Raw genomic sequence first — 17,205 nt, 5'->3', positions numbered from 1 at the left:
GGACGCTCCACCGTCCGCTACCGGTCTGCCTGCCCCTCCCAGGTTGTGGCTGACCTGTAATTACATCATATGAGGTCTGAAATGGATCGACCTGTCAACGATTATTTTCTCCGGCGAGAAAATGACGAATATTCGTGTATTGATAGGTATTTCCGTGATGCAAATGCTATGTAATGACGAATCAATACTTGTAATTACAAATTATGAAATCTAGCCTTGGGCGAATATCCGGGGAGAGGGGAAGGGTATGAAACAGCGTCAGGATCTGATCGAGGCATTGCGGCGCGGTGCGGGGGATGGCCTTGTCCTGATCGTCGGCGGGGGGATCAACGGCACCGGGGTCTTGCGCGATCTGGCGGCGCAGGGCGTCGCCGCCGTTCTGGTCGAGCGGGCGGATTTCGCATCGGGGACCAGTTCGGCGCCCTCGCGGTTGATTCACGGCGGGCTGCGCTATCTGGAAACCGGGGAATTCGCGCTGGTCCGCAGATCGGTCGAGGAACGCAACCACCTGCTGATGAACGCGCCCCATCAGGTCAGGCCGATCCCGGTCTGGGTCCCGGTGCTGAGCTGGACGGGCGGCGCGCTGGCGGCGGGGCTGCGGTTCCTGCGGCTGAAACGCGATCCGGGGGCCAAGGGCGCGCTGGTCGTGCGGCTTGGCCTGTGGGTCTTCGACCGCTTTGGCGAGGTCAGGCGCAGCATGCCCCGCCATCGCCAGATCGCCATGACCGAGGCCCGCAGCCGCTTTCCGAACCTGTCGCGGCGCGTTCGCGCGGTGCTGGAATATTACGATGCCCGGATCAGCTCGCCCGAGCGGCTGACGCTGGAAGTGGCGGCGGATGCCGAAGCCGACTGCCCCGCCAGCATGGCGATCAACTATCTGGAACTCACGGGGCGGCAGGGCGACCGGGTCGTGCTGACCGACAGGCTGACCGGCGACAGCATGACGATCCGGCCCGCGCTGGTGGTGAATTGCGCCGGTGCCTGGGTGGACCCGGTCGATGCGGGCATCGGCATCCCCGAACGGCTGACGGGCGGCACCAAGGGGTCGCATCTGGTGCTGGACCGCCCCGATCTGGCGGACCAGCTGGGCGATGCGATGCTGTATTTCGAAACCTCGGATTTCCGGGCCTGCCTTGCCTATCGGCTGGATGGCGGCAAGGTCATCCTGGGCACCACCGATCTGCGCTGCGACGACCCCGATCCGGCGGGCTGCACCGAGGCGGAAATCGCCTATCTGTTCCGCGTTCTGGAAGAGGTCATGCCCGGTGCCAATGCCCGGCGCGAGGATATCATCCACACCTTTACCGGCGTGCGCCCGCTGCCGCTGAGCAGCGCATCCGCGACGGGGGCGATCAGCCGTGACCACAGCCTGCGCAATTTCGAACCCGCCGGTGACAGGCCCTTTGCGGTGCTGACGCTGGTTGGCGGGAAATGGACGACCTATCGCGCCTGCGCCGCCCAGATCGCCGATGCGGTGCTGGACCGGATCGGGCAGAAGCGCCGCCGCAGCACGCTGGAATTGCAGATCGGCGGCGGCGCGGGGTTGCCCGCCGATCCCGCCGGGCAGGACCGGATCATCGGCCGGATCGCTGAAAAATCGGGGCTTGCGACGGGGGATGCCGCCATCCTGCTGGCCCGTTACGGCATGACCGCGCTGCGCATCGCCGACAGTTTCGCGGCGCGGCCCCGGCCCATCGCCGCATTGCCGGGCTACTGGCACGAGGAAATCGAATGGCTGTGCCGCAACGAACGGGTGGTCCGGCTGGAGGATCTGGTGCTGCGCCGCACGCTGATCGCCTTTGAGGGGCTGGCCAGCCGCGCCGGCGTCACCGAACTGGCCCGGATCGCCGCGCCGGTTCTGGGCTGGTCGCCCGACCGGACGCGCCGGAAATCGACGCCACGATCTCGGTTTTGATCTCCCGGCACCGTGCGGCTATAAACCGGGATGACGACAGCGCATATGGGGGCCGAATTGCCGGATGACGACATCCAGATGGTCACGGATGACGGGTTTGCCGGGGCCGAGGGCGTGCATGGCGCGCCGCTTGACCGCGATGGCCCGCCGCTGTGGGTGCAGTTGCGCGATTCGCTGGTCCGCCAGATCGCCGACGGCGGCCTGACCCCGCACAGCAAGCTGCCCTCCGAGGCAGAGCTTTGCGCCGAATTCGGCGTGTCCCGCACCGTCGTCCGCGAGGCGCTGAACCAGATGGTCGTCAGCGGGCGGGTCTACAAGATTCAGGGCAAGGGCTCTTTCGTGGCGGATACGCGGGGGACGCAGGATTTCGTCGGCTCGAACATTTCCTTTACCCGCGATTTCGTCGGCCGGGACGAGGTGCTGCTGCGCATCGTCCTGTCCCAGAAGCTGCGCGACCCGACCGAACGCGAGGCCGAGGCGCTGATGCTGTCGCCGGGCGAAAAGGTCGTGGAATTCAACCGCCTGATTCTGGTCGATGACATTCCCCGCATCGTCGTCGATACCTGCCTGCGCGCCAAAAGCGTGCCGGGGTTCGAGGATCTGCACATGCATGACAAATCGCTTTATGCGACGCTCAGCGAACATTACGGCCTGTTGATCCGCAATGCCGAACGCTGGCTGGAGGCCGTCGCCGTCACCGGAGAGGCCGCCGCCCTGCTGCGCGCGCCCGAAGGCTCGCCCGTGCTGCGGATCAGAATCGATTTCCAAGGGGCCGGACAACCGGCCCATCGAACATTACACCGCCTTTTACCGCACCGATCAGGCGCGGCTGCATTTTCAGGTCGGCTGATCGCCGGGCGCGGCGCAAGGCTGCACGGATCAGGGTTGCGCGGATCAGGATTCCGGGGTGCAGGGTTCCGGCCACCATCGGCGGCCGGAACGGCGGTCACCGTCACATCGTGGCGATATCCATGACAAAGCGGTATTTGATATCGCCTTTCAGCATCCGCTCATAGGCGGGTTCGATGTCTTGGGCGCGGATCATCTCGATATCGGCGGTGATGCCGTGTTCGGCGCAGAAATCCAGCATTTCCTGGGTTTCGGGAATGCCGCCGATCATCGACCCCGCCAGACTGCGGCGGCGCATGATGAAATTGAAGACATTGGGGCTGGGATGGGGCGTCGCGGGTGCGCCGACCAGCGTCATCGTGCCATCGCGTTTCAGCAGCGCCAGAAAGGCGTCCAGATCATGGGGCGCCGCGACCGTGTTCAGGATGAAATCGAAGCTGGCCGCATGCGCCGCCATTTCATCGGCATTGCGCGAGACGACGACCTCATCCGCGCCCAGTTCCAGCGCCGCGTCGCGTTTCGATTCCGACGTGGTGAAGGCCACGACATGCGCGCCCATCGCATGCGCCAGCTTGATCCCCATATGGCCCAGACCGCCGATGCCGACCACGCCGACCTTCTTGCCGGGGCCGACCTGCCAGTGGCGCAGCGGCGAATAGGTGGTGATCCCGGCGCAAAGCAGCGGCGCCACGGCGGCAAGCTGATCTTCGGGGTGAGAGATCTTCAGGACATAGCGTTCGTGGACCACGATTTCCTGCGAATAGCCGCCAAGGGTATGGCCGGGCGCATCGGGCGTCGGTCCGTTATAGGTGCCGATCATGTTGTCGCAGTAGTTTTCGAACCCGTCGGCACATTCGTCGCAATCCTTGCAACTGTCGACGATACAGCCGACGCCGACCAGATCGCCGGGCTTGTGGTTGGTGACATGATTGCCGACGGCGGCGACACGGCCGACGATCTCATGGCCCGGCACGCAGGGATACAGCGTGCCCGCCCATTCGCCGCGGGCCTGATGCAGGTCGGAATGGCAGATGCCGCAAAACAGGATGTCGATCTGCACGTCATGGGCGCCGACGCTGCGGCGGGTGATGTTCAGCGGCGCCAGCGGTTCGTGGGCTGCCGGGGCGCCATAGGCTTTAACGACCATCTTCGGTCTCCTTTTCGGAACGGAACGTCATGGATGCGGGACAGCCGGGATATGACCGGCCGATCTGTTTCGGGGCACGGGAAATGTGCCTGCCGCCGGGCAGGATATCAACCGCGCTCAGCCGCGATTACCCCGGATAATCCGCTTGCATTGATCGACCCGCGCCATAAATCAGGCGCAACGACGCAGTGGGACAGGACGTGGCGCGCGAACAGTTCAACGATCTTTTGTGGTTTCTGGCCGTGGCCGAGGATCGCAGCTTTACCCGCGCGGCGGCGCGGCTAGGGATTTCGCAATCCACGCTCAGCCATACGATCAAGCGGCTGGAAACGCGGATGGGGGTCTTGCTGCTGAACCGCACGACCTGCAGCGTATCCCCGACCGAGGCGGGCGAGCGGTTGCAGCAATCCCTTGCCCCGCGTTTTGCCGAAATCGAGGCAGAGATGGCCGCGATCATGGATTACCGCGACAAGCCTGCCGGGCGCGTCCGCATCACCCTGTCCGACCACGCCCTGCGCACGGTCGTCTGGCCCAAGCTGCGGCATGTTTTGGCGGATTATCCCGATCTGCGGGTCGAGTTCAGCGTCGACAGCGCCTTTCGCGATATCGTTGGCAGCGGCTTCGACGCCGGGGTCCGGCTGGGGGAAAGCATCCAGCAGGATATGGTCGCGGTCCGGATCGGCCCGGACTGGCGGATGCGGGCGGTGGCGACGCCCGGATATCTGGCCCGCCACGGCACGCCGCATCACCCCAGGGATCTGGTCGGCCATGACTGCATCAATATCCGGCTCATGACGGCAGGCGGGCTATATGCCTGGGAATTCGCCAGGGACGGCAAAGAGCTGCGCGTCAGGGTCGGGGGGCAGCTGACCTTCAACGGGTCCTACGAAACGGTCGAGGCGGCGCTGGCGGGTTACGGCATTGCCTATGCCCCCGATGACATCGTTGCCGATCAGATCGCGTCGGGCAGGCTGGTCGCGGTGCTGGACGACTGGTCGCCGCCCTTTCCGGGCTATTACATCTATTACCCAAGCCGCCGTCAGGACCTGCCCGCCTTTCGGCTGGTGGTCGAGGCGTTGCGGCATCGCGGATAGGGGCGCGTTCTTTGCGGCCGGTCGATGATGGGGCATTGCCACGCCATCCAGTCGCGACGCGCCCGCGACCGGCCCGACAAGCCTGCCTGCGTCGCAGGGGCGGGGGCGCCGGGCGCCCGTTGGCGGCACAGGCCCGCAGGACCGGCTAGAGCGTGTCGGCGAAACGCTGCACCGTCGCCTCGATCACCTCGGCGGCCTGCGATCTGCTGGGCGTATAGACGTGAAAGATGTGGTCGGCGCCGGGGATGACCAGTGCGGATTTGTCCTGCCCCGCCGCGGCCTCCAGCAGCGGCGCAGCATAGGGCAGGTAGAAATCATCGGCCCTGTTGATCGTCATGAAGGCGCCGGGATAGGCGCGGGCGGCGGCATTCAGGTCATGGGCGGCAAGGCTGTCGAAAAACGCCTGTTTCAGCACGATGGTCCGCCATCCCAGATCGAAACCGACGATGCCGTCCTCGGCCGCGCGGTCAAAGACCTTCTGGCCCATGCTGGACAGCATATCGGCGCGGTAATCGCCGATCAGCGACCAGACCACGACGGATTTCACGTCATCGGGGCGGGCGGCGCCCAGTTCGACCGCAGCACCCGCGCCAAAGGAATAGCCCAGCACCCCGATCCGCGCCGGGTCGATCCCGCGCTTGTCCTGCAGGGCGGTCAGCGCGGTCTGGGCATCCTCGTTCTGGCGGTCCAGCGTAAAGGCGCCGGTGTCGCCATCCGATTTGCCAAAGCCGCGAAAGTCGATCCGCAGCGATGCGATGCCCCGGTCGGCCAGCGCCTGCGCGGTATCGACATAGATATTGCCGATCTCGGACCGGGTCGAACCAAGCCCATGCAGCAGCAGCACCGCCGGAAAGGGGCCTTCGCCATCCGGCAGGTGCAGGGTCGCGGCGATGCCCTGGTCAAGGATCAGGTCGGTTTCATCGGCCAGCGCCGGGGCGGTCGCGGTCAGGCCGATGGCCAGCAGCAGGGGGGCGGAAATACGCATCGGTTCCGTGGCTTTGGTTGTCGGGCGGCCATGTTGCGGGCGGCACGCGCCTGCGGTCAACCGCGACAATACGTTGATCCGTCCGGCGCGATGCCGGACTTGCGTCAGGTCATGTTCACGCAAGGGTTTTGCTGCGATGCAGAATTGTCGTAATCCCGTCCTACGCAGAAGGGGCGGCAAAACGGAGCGGGACGCATGGGACTGTCGGGTATTCTGATCGCCTTGGCCTTTCTGATGTTCATGGCCTTTCGCGGCTGGTCGATCCTGCTGCTGGCGCCCGTTGCCGCGCTGATGGCAGCGGCGCTGTCGGCGGAACCGTTGCTGGCGAACTGGACGCAGATCTTCATGCCCTCGGCCGCGGGGTTCATCGCGCAGTTCTTTCCGCTGTTCCTGCTGGGCGCGCTGTTTGGCAAGCTGATGGATGACAGCGGTTCGGTCCGGGCGATTGCGCGGCTGATGACCCGCAGGCTGGGACCGCGCCGGGCCATTCTGGCGGTGGTGCTGGCGGGGGCGCTGGTCACCTATGGCGGGGTGTCGCTGTTCGTGGCGTTCTTTGTCATCGCGCCGATGGGCCTTGCGCTGTTTCGCGCCGGAGAGGTCCCGCGCCGCCTGCTGCCCGCCGCGCTGGCGCTTGGCACCTCGACCTTCACCATGTCGGCGCTGCCCGGCACGCCCGCGATCCAGAACGCCATTCCGATGCCGTTTTTCGGCACCGATCCCTTTGCCGCGCCGGGGCTGGGGATCATCGCATCCGTGGTGATGTTCACCATCGGCATGGGCTGGCTGACCCATGCCCACAGGCGCGCGCACGACGGTGACGAAGGGTTCGAGGGCTGCATCCGCCGCGATCCGGTGCAGCAGGGCAAGCTGCGCGGTCTGGCCAGCACGGCCAGCGATTTCGACCCGGCGGAAATCGACCGGGGCAGCCGCAGCGGCGATACGCCCCCGGTCTGGGTGGCGCTGGTGCCGCTTGGGGTGGTGCTGGCCGCGAACCTGATCCTGTCGCAATTCCTGTTGCCGCGCATGGATACCGCATGGCTGGCCGCGCCGCGTTGGGGCGGGGTGCAACTGTCGGATGTCGCGGGCGTCTGGTCGGTGGCCGTGGCGCTGGCGCTGGCCATCGTCGTGCTGACCCTGCTGAACCGGCGCCGCCTGACCGGGCTGCGCCTGACGGTCGAGGCGGGGGCGAATGCCTCGGTCCTGCCGGTGATGAGCGTAGCCAGTCTGGTCGGTTTCGGCGCGGTCATCGCCACGCTGCCCGCATTCGATCTGGTGCGGGATTGGGTGCTGGGGACCCCCGGCGGGCCGCTGGTGTCGCTGGCGGTGGCGACGAATATTCTGGCGGCGCTGACCGGATCGGCCTCGGGCGGCATGAGCATCGCGCTGGAATCGCTTGGGCCGACCTATCTGCAGATCGCCCGTGACGCGGGCATCGACCCCGGGCTGATGCACCGGGTCGCGGTGATGTCGTCCGGGACGCTGGACACCTTGCCCCATAATGGCGCGGTGGTGACGATGCTGGCCGTGTCGGGCTGCAACCACCGCAAGAGCTATCTGGATATCGTCATGGTCGCCATCGTCAGTGCGCTGGCGGCGCTGGTCGTGGTGATCGCTCTGGGATCGGTGTTCGGCTCGTTTTAGGCGCGTCCGTCAGGTCCGGCGCGTCTGTCAGCCGCATCGAAAAGCGGTTGGAAAAGCGGAACACATCGACCGGGCAGGAATCGATGCAATTGCCGCAGTTCTGGCAATCGCCCGACAGGATGACCGGGCTGCCCTTGCCCTTCAGCGCGGGGACGATGACATGGGGTTCGGGGCAGATGTTGAAACAGGCCCCGCAATCGGTGCAGGCGCTGCGGTTCGCCGCCGAGACCCTGACGACAGAGGCCCGGCCGATCAGCCCGTAAAAGGCCCCGACCGGGCAGATATGGCTGCACCACGCCCGGCGCGACACGAACAGGTCCAGCAGGAAAACGGCGATGATGATGCCCCAGCCCAGCCCGATCCCCGAGATGAAGGCGCGTTGCAGCAGGCTGACCGGGTTGACGAATTCCCACGCGATCGTGCCGGTGACGAAGGACGCCAGAATGGTCCCGGCCAGCACCATCAGCCGCGTGCGCTTGTCCAGCTTGCGGTCGCGGGTCAGGCCGGTTTTCTCGCGCAGCCAGAATGCGGTATCGGTGACGATATTGACCGGGCAGACCCATCCGCAATAGGCCCGCCCGCCCATCAGCAGGTAAAACCCCGCGACGATGGCCGCGCCCAGCATCGCCGGGCCGACGATCAGCGTGCCGCCGGCCAGGCTTTGCACGAACAGATAGGGGTCGGACAGGGTCACGCTGTCCAGGATCTGGCTGGCGCCGAAATTGCCGCGCACCAGCCAGATGCCGAACATCGGACCCAGCATGAACAGCCCCAGCAGGCCGATCTGGCTGGCCCGGCGCAACAGCCACCATTTATGCGCGCGCAAGATGCCATTGGCCTGCATGTTCAGGCGGCGGTTGTCGGCGATGATCGCGCGCCAGTTCATACGTCGCGCCCCGCGCGGTTGCGCCCGTCGCCGCCCAACCCCAGATCGCGCGGCAGCACCCGGATCGAGGCATGGCCGGTCACGCAATGCTTTTCACAGGTGCCGCAGCCGGTGCAATGCTTGGAATGAACGGTCGGGATCATGATCTTGCGGCCGTTGAATTCGCCCGGCTCCAGCGTGATCGCATCGCCCCGGATCGGGCAGACGCGGACGCAGATCGAACAGTTCATGCCCTTGTAATCCAGGCAATCTTCGTGCCCGACCAGCACGGCGACACCCATGTTTGCGTCGCGGATCGACGGGATGTCGCGGTCCAGCGCCCCGGTCGGACAGGCCCGCGCGCAGGGGATGTCGCGGCACATGTAGCACGGCACCTCGCGCGGGGTGAAGAATGGCGTGCCGACGGCGGCCTCGGTCCCCCATTCGGCCAGCGACAGCGTGCCATAGGGGCAGGCCTGCACGCACAGCCCACAGCGCACGCAGGCGGACAGAAAGTCGTCCTCGGGCAGGGCGCCGGGGGGGCGCATGGCGCGGGCATCGGCCTGCGCCGTGGACTGGACCAGCGCGGCAAGGGAAAAGCCGCCCAGACAGACCGCCCCGGCGCCGCGGGCGATTTCTGTCATGGCTGTGCGACGGCTCATCTTGCGTTTGCTGGATGCCATCTGCGCCCCCTCCTTGGTTCGGGCGGCTGTGTCAGTCGTTCCGGGCGGTTTTCCGTGCCAGTTCGCGGGCGGCACGCTTTTCGGCCAGCAGGGGCTCGTATCGCTGATCGGTCAGCGTTTCCAGAAAGGCGACGAGCGCGTCGATCCGTGTATCATCAACCATCAGCCCCGATTCCAGTTCCGCCAGCGACAGGTTCGCCGCGACCTCTGGCGGGCCCCGGGGCTGGCCGGTTTCGGGGTTGATCTGGCGATGCGCCCGGCGGCTTGGGTATTTGTTGTAGAAAATCACCGCGGTGCGCAGGTCCTGAAAGATGCCGTTGCGCATATAGGGGCCGGTCACGGCGATATTGCGCAGGGTCGGGATACGGACCTTGCCGTCCTGTGCGGGGTCGTCGATGCCCGCGCGCTGCGACAGGCCAAGGTCGACATGATCCGCGCCAAGCCTGTTCGCGGCGCGCACGGCGGTATTCACCGGCACGCCGATATTGTGGAATTCATAGCTGGTAAAGGTTTCGCGTTCGACCACGCCCTGCTTTTGCAACTGGTGGCACAGCCGGCAGTTCCAGGTGATGAAGACGGTGAAACCGAATTCTTCCTGAGGGGTCAGGCTGGACCTCGCCGCGTTTCCAGCGGTCGAATTTGGAATCGAAGGGCGCGAATTCATCGGTGCTTTGATAGGCGGCCAGCGCCATCGCGGCGCCCTGAAAGGCGCGGTCCACGTCGTCCAGCGCATCCGCGCCGAACAGGGCCGCGAAACTGTCGGCATAGCCGGGATTGTCGCGCAGGCGCGCGACCACGGCGGCACGGTCGGGCATGCCCATCTCGACCGGGTTCAGCATCGGCTGGCCCGCCTGATCGGCCAGGTCGTCGGCGCGGCCGTCCCAGAACTGGCCGCCCTTGTAACGGCCCTTGGCATCCTGATGGAAATCGGGGCTGAGAAAGGCATAGGTCAGCGTCGGCGTGTTGCGGTCGCCAAGCGACACCCCGTCATCCCCGACCGAAACCGCGCCGCCGACCGCATTCGGGCGCGGATCGGTAAAGGCGTGGTCGGGGTCGTGGCAGGTGGCGCAGGATTGCGTGCCGTTGCGCGACAGCGAAGGGTCGTGGAACAGCGCCTGTCCCAACTGCGCCAGCCGGCTTTGACGGTCGGCATTGCTGCCCGCCGGATCGGGGCGGGTGCCGGCGCCAAAGGTCGGGCCGAATGCGGTGACGGACATCGCGATGGCGGCGGGCAGCAACAGGGCGGACAGTGACAGCAGCGGACGGAACATGACCCTAGGCTCGGAGGGCGCCGGATTCGGCGCGGGTTTCGGCGGCGTGGCTGGGGGGCGGGACAGAGACCGGGCGGCCCGCGATACGGGCGCGGATCTCGGCCCCGATCAGGCGATGGGCGATCAGATCGGCCAGATTGGCCAGCAGGGCCATCTGGCGCTGCGCGGGCAGGTCGTCCAGAACGGCGGCCAGCATGCCGCCGGGCGCGGTCAGACGGTCATGGGCGGGACGCAGGACGGCATCCAGACCGGGCAGGTCCAGCCCCTCCAGCGGTTGATCGGCGGCCATGGCGCCGGAATGGATCAGCATTTCCTGGGTCACGCGGAAACCCTCGGCGCCGCAGCCCGACAGGGCGGCATGGCCGGTCCGGGCGGCGTGCAGGATCGCGAAGGCCGCCATTAACCGGCTGGCGGCATCGGGCGCGTTGCGGGCGCGCTGGAACAGTTCGGCAAAGGGCGCCAGATCGGCGGGCATGGTGCCAAGCGCGCCAAAATCCACCTTCATCGCGGATGGGCGGAAGGGCGTGCAGCGCCAGCGCGCGCCATGGGTCATATCGGCGATGCGCCATCCGGCAATCGCCATGCCACGCCCGATTTCGACCTGCCAGCGCAGCAGGCGGCGCTGGAAATCGGCATGGGCGCGGGTCAGGGCATCTTCGGCAGATACGGCGGGCAGGCGATAGATCACCTCGGCCAGCTTGCCGGAATCATTGCCGAAAAAGGACAGGCGGGCGCCAGGCAGTTCGGCGCCCGCCGGAATTTCGGTGCTGTCGGAACCCGCGACCAGATCCAGTTCCCAGACCTGCGTCACCGGGTTGCGCAGGAAAAATCCCACCAGGAATTCCCGCTGCGCCATGTCCGAACGGGACAGGCGGATCACCTCGGGGCTGGTTTCAGCCTTGAGCGAGGCGCGTATGTCATAGGGAATCCACATGGCAGGTTCTTTCGCTAGGGGCGACGATGCTATTCGACGGTGACCTTGCCGCGCATGAAGGGATGCGGGGTGCAGAAATAGTCGAACTCGCCCGCCTCGTTGAAGGTGATGGCGAAGGCTTCGTCCTTTTTCATCATCTCGCCGCGGAAGGCGTCGGGGCCGACGATTTCCTTTTTGAAGGCGACGTTATGGGGCATGACTTCCTTGTTCACCCAATAGACCGTGGTGCCGGTGGCAACGGTCAGTTCGGGGGTGGCGTATTTCAGCTTGTCGATTTCGACGATGGTGGCATCGGCGGGCACTTCGGATGCCGGGATGATGCCTTCGTTCGGCAGGGCGATCTTGTCCTGCGCGAATGCGCCGGTCGCAGCGGCCAGGTGAAAGCGGCGGCGGCCATGACCGTCCGCGTTCTTGCGATGATGTTCATTCGGTTCTCCACGGGATGGGATGCCGGGGCGCGGGGATGCCGCGCCCGGCAGGTTGATCAGCTGGCCTTGCCGACGATCGGAGAGATCGTGCAGTGGTAGGTCATCGCGTCATCTTCGGCGCCGAAGCACCAGATGATGTCATTCGCGAATTCCGGCCGGTAAACCGGCAGCTCGCCTTCGGTGTTCAGGCAGGGGCAGCGGCCCGGTTGGTTCGCACCGCAGCAGTCGCGGTAGGCGATCAGGTAGCTTTGCCCGTCGGTCGGGTTGTAGCAGCTTGCCACCCAGGAAGCCGTCGCCAGCTTGGTGCCCGGAGGGCAATTGGTCAGTGACCCACCGGAACAGTCGCAGATGTTGCCGTCAATAGAGCAGTGCCGCCAGTAGTCGCGGGGACTGGATGTCCGTGATCCTGCGGCTGCCATTTTGCACGCGGATCACTGCCATCGGTGGCGCCCGCCGCATTGGCGCGGCTGACGCGGCCACGGCGGTCGACCGGCAGCAACGGCACCAGTGCCGCGCCTGCCAGAACCGTGCCCAGCTTGCCGATCGCACCACGGCGGCTGGTTCTGCCGGCAACCCGGCGGGACATTTTTTCGACCAGAGCGTCGAATTTGAAGTTCCCCAGCATCGATTATCCTCCCTCTGCTTGGGGTTGAACTTGAACGGCCGGGTCAGGCCGCGGATTTCTTGCGGCTGGCCATGAACTGCTGAAGCGAGGCGAAACCGCTCTTGTCCGCTTCCAGCAGGCTTTCCAGATGTTCGCGGGTGTTGGTCAGACCCTTGGCCTTGATCACGCCTTCCGCATCCAGCAGGACGCCATAGGGGATCTTGCCGACCTGGAAGGCCATGCCGATTTCAGCCGAGACGACATAGCGGATCTGGCCAAGCTCGTGGTTCTTCAGGAAGCGGGCATGTTCCTCGGGTGCGCCGTCGCTGATCATCACCACGCCGATCTTTTCGGCCTTGGCGATGGATTTGATGATCGGAAACAGCTTGTCGCAGACCGGGCAGGTCGGCGCCGTGAACATGATCAGCGTCGGGCGGCCCTGATCCGAGGCGCCACCGATGCGGACATTGCGGCCGAAATAGTCCGGAATGTCGAATTCGGGGGCGTTGTCGCCGATATCGGGGCCGTGATCGGTGATCATCGCCCCCATGGGCGAGGACCGTTCGTGCAGCAGCCCGACCTGACGGATCAGGCCCAGCAGAACCAGCGTCACACCCAGAAAGGCAACCCAGAGCAGGATGTTCGAGGCAATCAGAAATGTCATCTCAGCGACCTTTCGACATGGAAGTTGCGTTTGCCGGGCAGTCAGACCGCCAAGCATCGAGGCGCTGAAGTAAAGCAGCATCATCACCAGACCGGCCATCAGCCCGACGAAGATATCGGCCAGGCTGCCCGCCGCCGTTGCCGGGAACAGCCCGACCAGCGCCAGTGCAAGCCCGGTCAGGACGATGTTGCGCCCGACCAAAGCCCAGCTGATGTCTGGTTTCATGCCGTTGCGGAAACAGCCGCAGTCGATCTGCGTCCGGCCACGCAGGACGTTGATCGCGATGGCCGTGCCAAAGACCGTCAGCAGGGCCGCCGCAGCCCGTGCCGCAGGCATCACCAGCGGCGTGATCAGCAGCCCCGCCGCGATGGCAAGCTCGGCGACGGGCAGGACGAAGGCCACGGCCTTGGACAGCCCGTCCGGCAGCAGGCGGAAATTCCGCACGACGCCGTAGAACTCTTCGAGGCTGGTCAGTTTCGACACCGCCGCAGTCACAAAGAGCAGCGCGAGAAACCCGCGCAGCCCCTGTGTGACCAGGGGTTCATGCAGAACCTCCTGCATCTCAGGACCCCATGTCATGGGTGACAAGGATCTGCGGCGCCCGGCCCAGCTCGTTGACGCTGCGCAGTTCCTCGCCCGAGGCGGCATCGTGGACATACAGCGTCTTGTCGCCGGTCGACAGCGCATAGAGCAGCGGATTGTCGTCCTGGCTGACGCTGATCGAGTCGATCTCGTGGCCCAGATCATGTTTCGCGATCCGTTCGCCGGTCGCGGCATTGATCGCGCGGACAAAGCGGCTGGCGGTCTTGTGGCGCCATTGGTCGCGCTGATCGACCAGCAGATAGATCGTGTCCGAGGGGCGGCGATAGGCGGTCTGCTGCCAGCCGCCCGGACGCCATTCGTCGGCCCGTTCGGCCTCGGTCAGGGCCTCGATCGGGGCGCGGAAGGTCGCCGCTTCGCCGGTCAGGTCGGCCTGAAAGATCTTGCCGGTATAGGTCGGCCAGACCAGACGGCCCGAGCGCATGGAAAATGCCGGATGGTTGATCAGCAGTTCGTCTTCGGTGTGGAATACTTCGGTATTGGTGATCTGCGGCTCTTCGCCCGACATGTCGATGCGGGCAAGGCTGCCATCGCGGCAGTTCATGTAAAAGACGTTTTCCGTCGCCGGGAAAATGTGGTAGCAGTCCGGCACTTCGATCATGCGCTCGAACGCCTTGCCTTCCAGATCGACGACGCCGACGCCGGGCGCGGGCAGGAATTGGTAATACAGGTATTTCTTGTTGTCGGGCGTCAGCGAATTCATCCACTGATAGGTGCCGACCAGAAAGCGTTCGTTGCCTTCGGGCAGTTCGATATCTGCGGTGGGCAGGAAGCTTTCAGGGTCAAAGACCTCGATGTAATCGGTGCGGTCGCCGCGCGCGATGCGGGAATAGACCGTGCTGGCCTGGGCAAAGAACGAACCGTCCTCGGCCGCGACGGGATGGGCCAGAAAGCCGCCATCGGTCATGCCGATCACGCGACCGTTTTCGGCGTCGATGGCATATTGCTGGGTCACGGCCGCGAAATGCGCGGGGTCGGTGACATAGACGCGGCGCGTGTCGGGCGCGGGCGCGTTCAGGATCACCGGCTCGTCGGCCTCGCCCCCGGCAAGGGCGGCTGCGGCCTCGGCTGCGGCGCGCTGACCCGAGGTCTGTGCACTCCCTGCGCGGTGGCGGCACCAGGCGCAAGCAGCGAGGTGGCGACACCCGCGCCAAGCAGTTTCAGGTATTTGGGGGTAGATTTATGTGGATTGGCCATCCTGTCCTCCCTGTGATGGCACCCTGTCCGGGGCACGGTGAGCCCTGGGATAAGGCAGTAATTGCGAAGAATTCCGGTCGTTTGCTGGCTGTCAGGCGACCGCGAGCACGGCAAGGCCGCGCCAGTCGATCAGGATCGCCCCGTCGGCAATGGCGGCGCGTTCCTGATTGCGACCAAGCCGTGCCTGGATCGCGTAATCCTTGATCGGCAGGAAATTCACGGCGACGGGCAGGTAACGCCCAAGGTTGAAAAGCGCGATAATGGCAATGGCGTGGGTGATGTTGCCGGTCAGAACGGCGGCGGCGGTCACCATATACGGCAGCGGCGTCTCGCACATAGGTCAGGTAGTCCAGGCCAAGCGACAGACCGTAAAGCGCGCCGACGACCCATTTCGGGAAACGCTGGCGGGCGTCATGGGGCACCTGCGCCCGGCGCTGCGGATAGGGCACGCGCAGGAAATCCAGCTGATGCGCGCCGTAGGCCAGACCGATCAGGGCCAGCACCGACAGGCCGAAACCCGTGGCAAACCCGGCAAAGCCCAGAATCGCACCCAAGGCCCCAAGCAGCGAACCAAGGATCAGCGCCCCCGCCGCATGGCCCAGCCCATGCGCGGCAAAGGTCGGGATATAGCCCACCGCCGCCTGCAGGCCCTTGCCCGATGCGCGCAGCAGCGAAATCGACGAATAGCCGCAGGGCGACCATGTCGACAGGACGCCCCCCGCGACGGCGGCCAGCCCGATCACCCCCCAAAGCGCCTGACCGGGATCAGCCGCGCCTTTCAGTGCGAAACCGCCCGCGATGCCCGCGGCAAGGCCGGCGGCCAGCACGCCAAGGCGGGCCGGGGCCGAAAGCTGGTCGGGAAAAACGACGCAATCGGGCACTTCGTCCCGATCTGCGGCGATGTCACCACGGATCGGAAACTCTTGAATGGATGTCACCTCACGCCTCCTCTCGTTCGGTCATCACGATCACCAGCCTTCGGACTCGCCAGAGTGCCGTAAGGGAAGGCAGGTGATCGGATGTGACAACTGTGCGGCCAAGTGACGCGGCGATTGAATTGGTATTTCAGCAGGGGTGGGTGCAAAAATGCAGGCCGAATCAGGGGAAATTTTCAACCGCATGATATCATTTTGAAAATTATATAACTGTCAGGAAAACTTCTTTCATGGCGGCAAAGGTCCATTCTCATCCTTTGGTATGACTTTTGTATGTAATGGTATACCGAAGCGGCGTCAGGCCGGGCGCGGCATGAACAGATTCGAACACCACTCGGCCACCTGACGGGCCAAAGCGTCGTTGCGCAGATGGGGCTGGGACAGCAGCCAGACCTCGCGTTCGACCTCCAGCGGCAGGGTTTCCAGCGCGGAATTCCAGCCAAGGCCGCGGGCGATGAAATCGGGAACGGCGGCAATCGTCCCGCCCCCTTCCAGCATGCGGCGGATCAGCCCGAAATCCGAGGTTTCGACCCGCACGGCCTGCCCCTGCGTCGCGGTCATCAGGCGCTGCATTTCCGGGGCCTCGACCAGCGGATGGGGATAGGACAGGACCACGGCGCGGGCGCGTTCCTGCGGATCGCGGGGGCGCACCAGCGAAAAGCCGATCTGACCGATGCGGCGCATCAGAAAGGCGCCCTGCCGGGGACGGCCAAGGCGGATGGCGAAATCCGCCTCCCATCGCGACATGTCGGCATTCTGGTCCGAGGTGTCGATGCTCAGCGACAGTTCGGGCAGGTCGGTCAGCAGCCGGGTCAGGTTCGGCGCCAGATATTGTTCGGCGATGAACGCAACCGTGGTCAGCCGGAACTGCCGCTGCATATGGTCCTGCCCCGCCAGCAGCTTGCGGATGTTCGAGGCGGATTGCTCCATCTCGTCCAGATGGCGCAGGATGGCGCGGCAGGCGCTGGTCGGGCGGCGATGGCCGTCCACAGCCTCGAACAGGGTGACCTCCAGCGCGGCTTCCAGCCGGGTCAGGCGGCGGCTGACGGTGGTTTCGTCGATCTGCAACTCGCGCGCGGCGCGGGTAAAGGACCCGGTGCTGCAGATCGCCGCAATGATGCGCAGGTCGTCCCAGTTCATGCCCCATCCTGCCGCGCCCCCCCTGTCTGGTCCTGTCCCATTGACGCGCCCGGCAACTGCCCGTCAAGACGCGGAAAACGATGTGGCAGGGATTGCGCCGACAAAGCCCGGCCTTGTCAATGTGCCTGCTGCCGGATCCATGGCGCCGCCCATTCCGCAGCCTTGCATATCAGGGGATTGCATGTGTGGCGATGCGCTGAAACCTGCCCGGACAGGCGCGAAATCTGCGCCTTTCGGCTGATCCGACAAGAGT

At 65.4% G+C, this 17,205-nt stretch carries 18 protein-coding genes; 4 read left to right on the top strand and 14 right to left on the bottom strand.

What is annotated here, in order from left to right; all coding sequences use genetic code 11:
* The first annotated feature begins 247 nt into the window (after positions 1–247).
* Positions 248–1,915, top strand: a complete 1,668-nt coding sequence (locus tag PE067_RS19030) for a glycerol-3-phosphate dehydrogenase/oxidase (RefSeq protein ID WP_276191281.1) — start codon at positions 248–250, stop codon at positions 1,913–1,915.
* A 30-nt stretch (positions 1,916–1,945) separates the two neighbouring features.
* Entirely contained in the window at positions 1,946–2,890 is a 945-nt protein-coding gene (locus tag PE067_RS19025) for a GntR family transcriptional regulator (RefSeq protein WP_276191279.1), read from the top strand.
* On the opposite strand, the gene PE067_RS19020 is transcribed toward PE067_RS19025, so the two are convergent.
* Positions 2,868–3,911, bottom strand: a complete 1,044-nt coding sequence (locus PE067_RS19020; protein ID WP_276191278.1) for an NAD(P)-dependent alcohol dehydrogenase — start codon at positions 3,909–3,911, stop codon at positions 2,868–2,870. The genes PE067_RS19025 and PE067_RS19020 overlap by 23 nt on opposite strands.
* A 200-nt stretch (positions 3,912–4,111) precedes the next feature.
* Between PE067_RS19020 and PE067_RS19015 the strand changes: the two genes are divergently transcribed.
* The gene (locus tag PE067_RS19015; RefSeq protein WP_276191276.1) at positions 4,112–5,005 is read left to right on the top strand and encodes a LysR family transcriptional regulator; all 894 of its coding nucleotides are present in this window, start codon (positions 4,112–4,114) and stop codon (positions 5,003–5,005) included.
* 145 nt (positions 5,006–5,150) lie between these two features.
* Here PE067_RS19015 and PE067_RS19010 read toward each other — a convergent pair whose 3' ends face one another.
* Positions 5,151–5,990 (bottom strand): alpha/beta fold hydrolase, encoded by an 840-nt coding sequence (locus tag PE067_RS19010; RefSeq protein WP_276191275.1) that lies wholly within the window; start codon positions 5,988–5,990, stop codon positions 5,151–5,153.
* A gap of 195 nt (positions 5,991–6,185) precedes the next feature.
* Here PE067_RS19010 and PE067_RS19005 point away from each other — a divergent pair, with 195 nt between their 5' ends.
* Positions 6,186–7,631 (top strand): GntP family permease, encoded by a 1,446-nt coding sequence (locus PE067_RS19005; RefSeq protein ID WP_276191274.1) that lies wholly within the window; start codon positions 6,186–6,188, stop codon positions 7,629–7,631.
* Here PE067_RS19005 and napH read toward each other — a convergent pair.
* The 12 genes from napH to PE067_RS18945 form a co-directional block, all read right to left on the bottom strand.
* On the bottom strand, positions 7,570–8,517 hold the full coding sequence (napH, locus tag PE067_RS19000) for a quinol dehydrogenase ferredoxin subunit NapH (protein WP_276191272.1): 948 nt from the start codon (positions 8,515–8,517) through the stop codon (positions 7,570–7,572). The two genes, PE067_RS19005 and napH, sit on opposite strands and share 62 nt — an antisense overlap.
* The gene (gene napG / locus PE067_RS18995; RefSeq protein ID WP_276191270.1) at positions 8,514–9,179 is read right to left on the bottom strand and encodes a ferredoxin-type protein NapG; all 666 of its coding nucleotides are present in this window, start codon (positions 9,177–9,179) and stop codon (positions 8,514–8,516) included. Before napG ends, napH begins: the two co-directional genes overlap by 4 nt.
* Before the next feature lie 31 nt (positions 9,180–9,210).
* Positions 9,211–9,705 carry a hypothetical protein gene (locus PE067_RS18990; RefSeq protein WP_276191268.1) on the bottom strand — a complete coding sequence of 165 codons (495 nt, stop codon included), beginning with the start codon at positions 9,703–9,705 and terminating at the stop codon, positions 9,211–9,213.
* On the bottom strand, positions 9,674–10,450 hold the full coding sequence (locus PE067_RS18985) for a cytochrome-c peroxidase (protein ID WP_276191267.1): 777 nt from the start codon (positions 10,448–10,450) through the stop codon (positions 9,674–9,676). The genes PE067_RS18990 and PE067_RS18985 overlap by 32 nt, the downstream gene beginning before the upstream one ends.
* A 4-nt stretch (positions 10,451–10,454) precedes the next feature.
* A complete protein-coding gene (gene mauJ, locus PE067_RS18980) occupies positions 10,455–11,384 on the bottom strand; it encodes a methylamine utilization protein MauJ (protein WP_276191265.1) in 930 nt (309 codons plus the stop codon).
* 29 nt (positions 11,385–11,413) lie between these two features.
* Positions 11,414–11,686, bottom strand: a complete 273-nt coding sequence (locus PE067_RS18975; protein ID WP_276191263.1) for an amicyanin — start codon at positions 11,684–11,686, stop codon at positions 11,414–11,416.
* A gap of 182 nt (positions 11,687–11,868) precedes the next feature.
* Positions 11,869–12,231: a methylamine dehydrogenase (amicyanin) small subunit gene (gene mauA, locus PE067_RS18970; protein WP_276191262.1), complete on the bottom strand. Its 363-nt coding sequence runs from the start codon at positions 12,229–12,231 to the stop codon at positions 11,869–11,871.
* Positions 12,135–12,437 (bottom strand): hypothetical protein, encoded by a 303-nt coding sequence (locus PE067_RS18965; RefSeq protein ID WP_276191612.1) that lies wholly within the window; start codon positions 12,435–12,437, stop codon positions 12,135–12,137. Before PE067_RS18965 ends, mauA begins: the two co-directional genes overlap by 97 nt.
* 43 nt (positions 12,438–12,480) lie before the next feature.
* Positions 12,481–13,641 (bottom strand): methylamine dehydrogenase accessory protein MauD, encoded by a 1,161-nt coding sequence (gene mauD / locus PE067_RS18960; RefSeq protein ID WP_276191260.1) that lies wholly within the window; start codon positions 13,639–13,641, stop codon positions 12,481–12,483.
* A gap of 1 nt (position 13,642) precedes the next feature.
* On the bottom strand, positions 13,643–14,704 hold the full coding sequence (mauB, locus tag PE067_RS18955; protein ID WP_276191258.1) for a methylamine dehydrogenase (amicyanin) large subunit: 1,062 nt from the start codon (positions 14,702–14,704) through the stop codon (positions 13,643–13,645).
* 136 nt (positions 14,705–14,840) lie between these two features.
* A complete protein-coding gene (locus PE067_RS18950) occupies positions 14,841–15,815 on the bottom strand; it encodes a hypothetical protein (RefSeq protein ID WP_276191256.1) in 975 nt (324 codons plus the stop codon).
* A gap of 294 nt (positions 15,816–16,109) precedes the next feature.
* A complete protein-coding gene (locus PE067_RS18945) occupies positions 16,110–16,952 on the bottom strand; it encodes a LysR family transcriptional regulator (RefSeq protein ID WP_276191253.1) in 843 nt (280 codons plus the stop codon).
* Positions 16,953–17,205: the final 253 nt, after the last annotated feature.

Source organism: Paracoccus sp. DMF-8, from assembly GCF_029309835.1.
Classification (GTDB): Bacteria; Pseudomonadota; Alphaproteobacteria; order Rhodobacterales; family Rhodobacteraceae; genus Paracoccus.
Note: the sequence above shows the minus strand (reverse complement) of the source record. Positions and strands in the feature narration are given on the sequence as shown.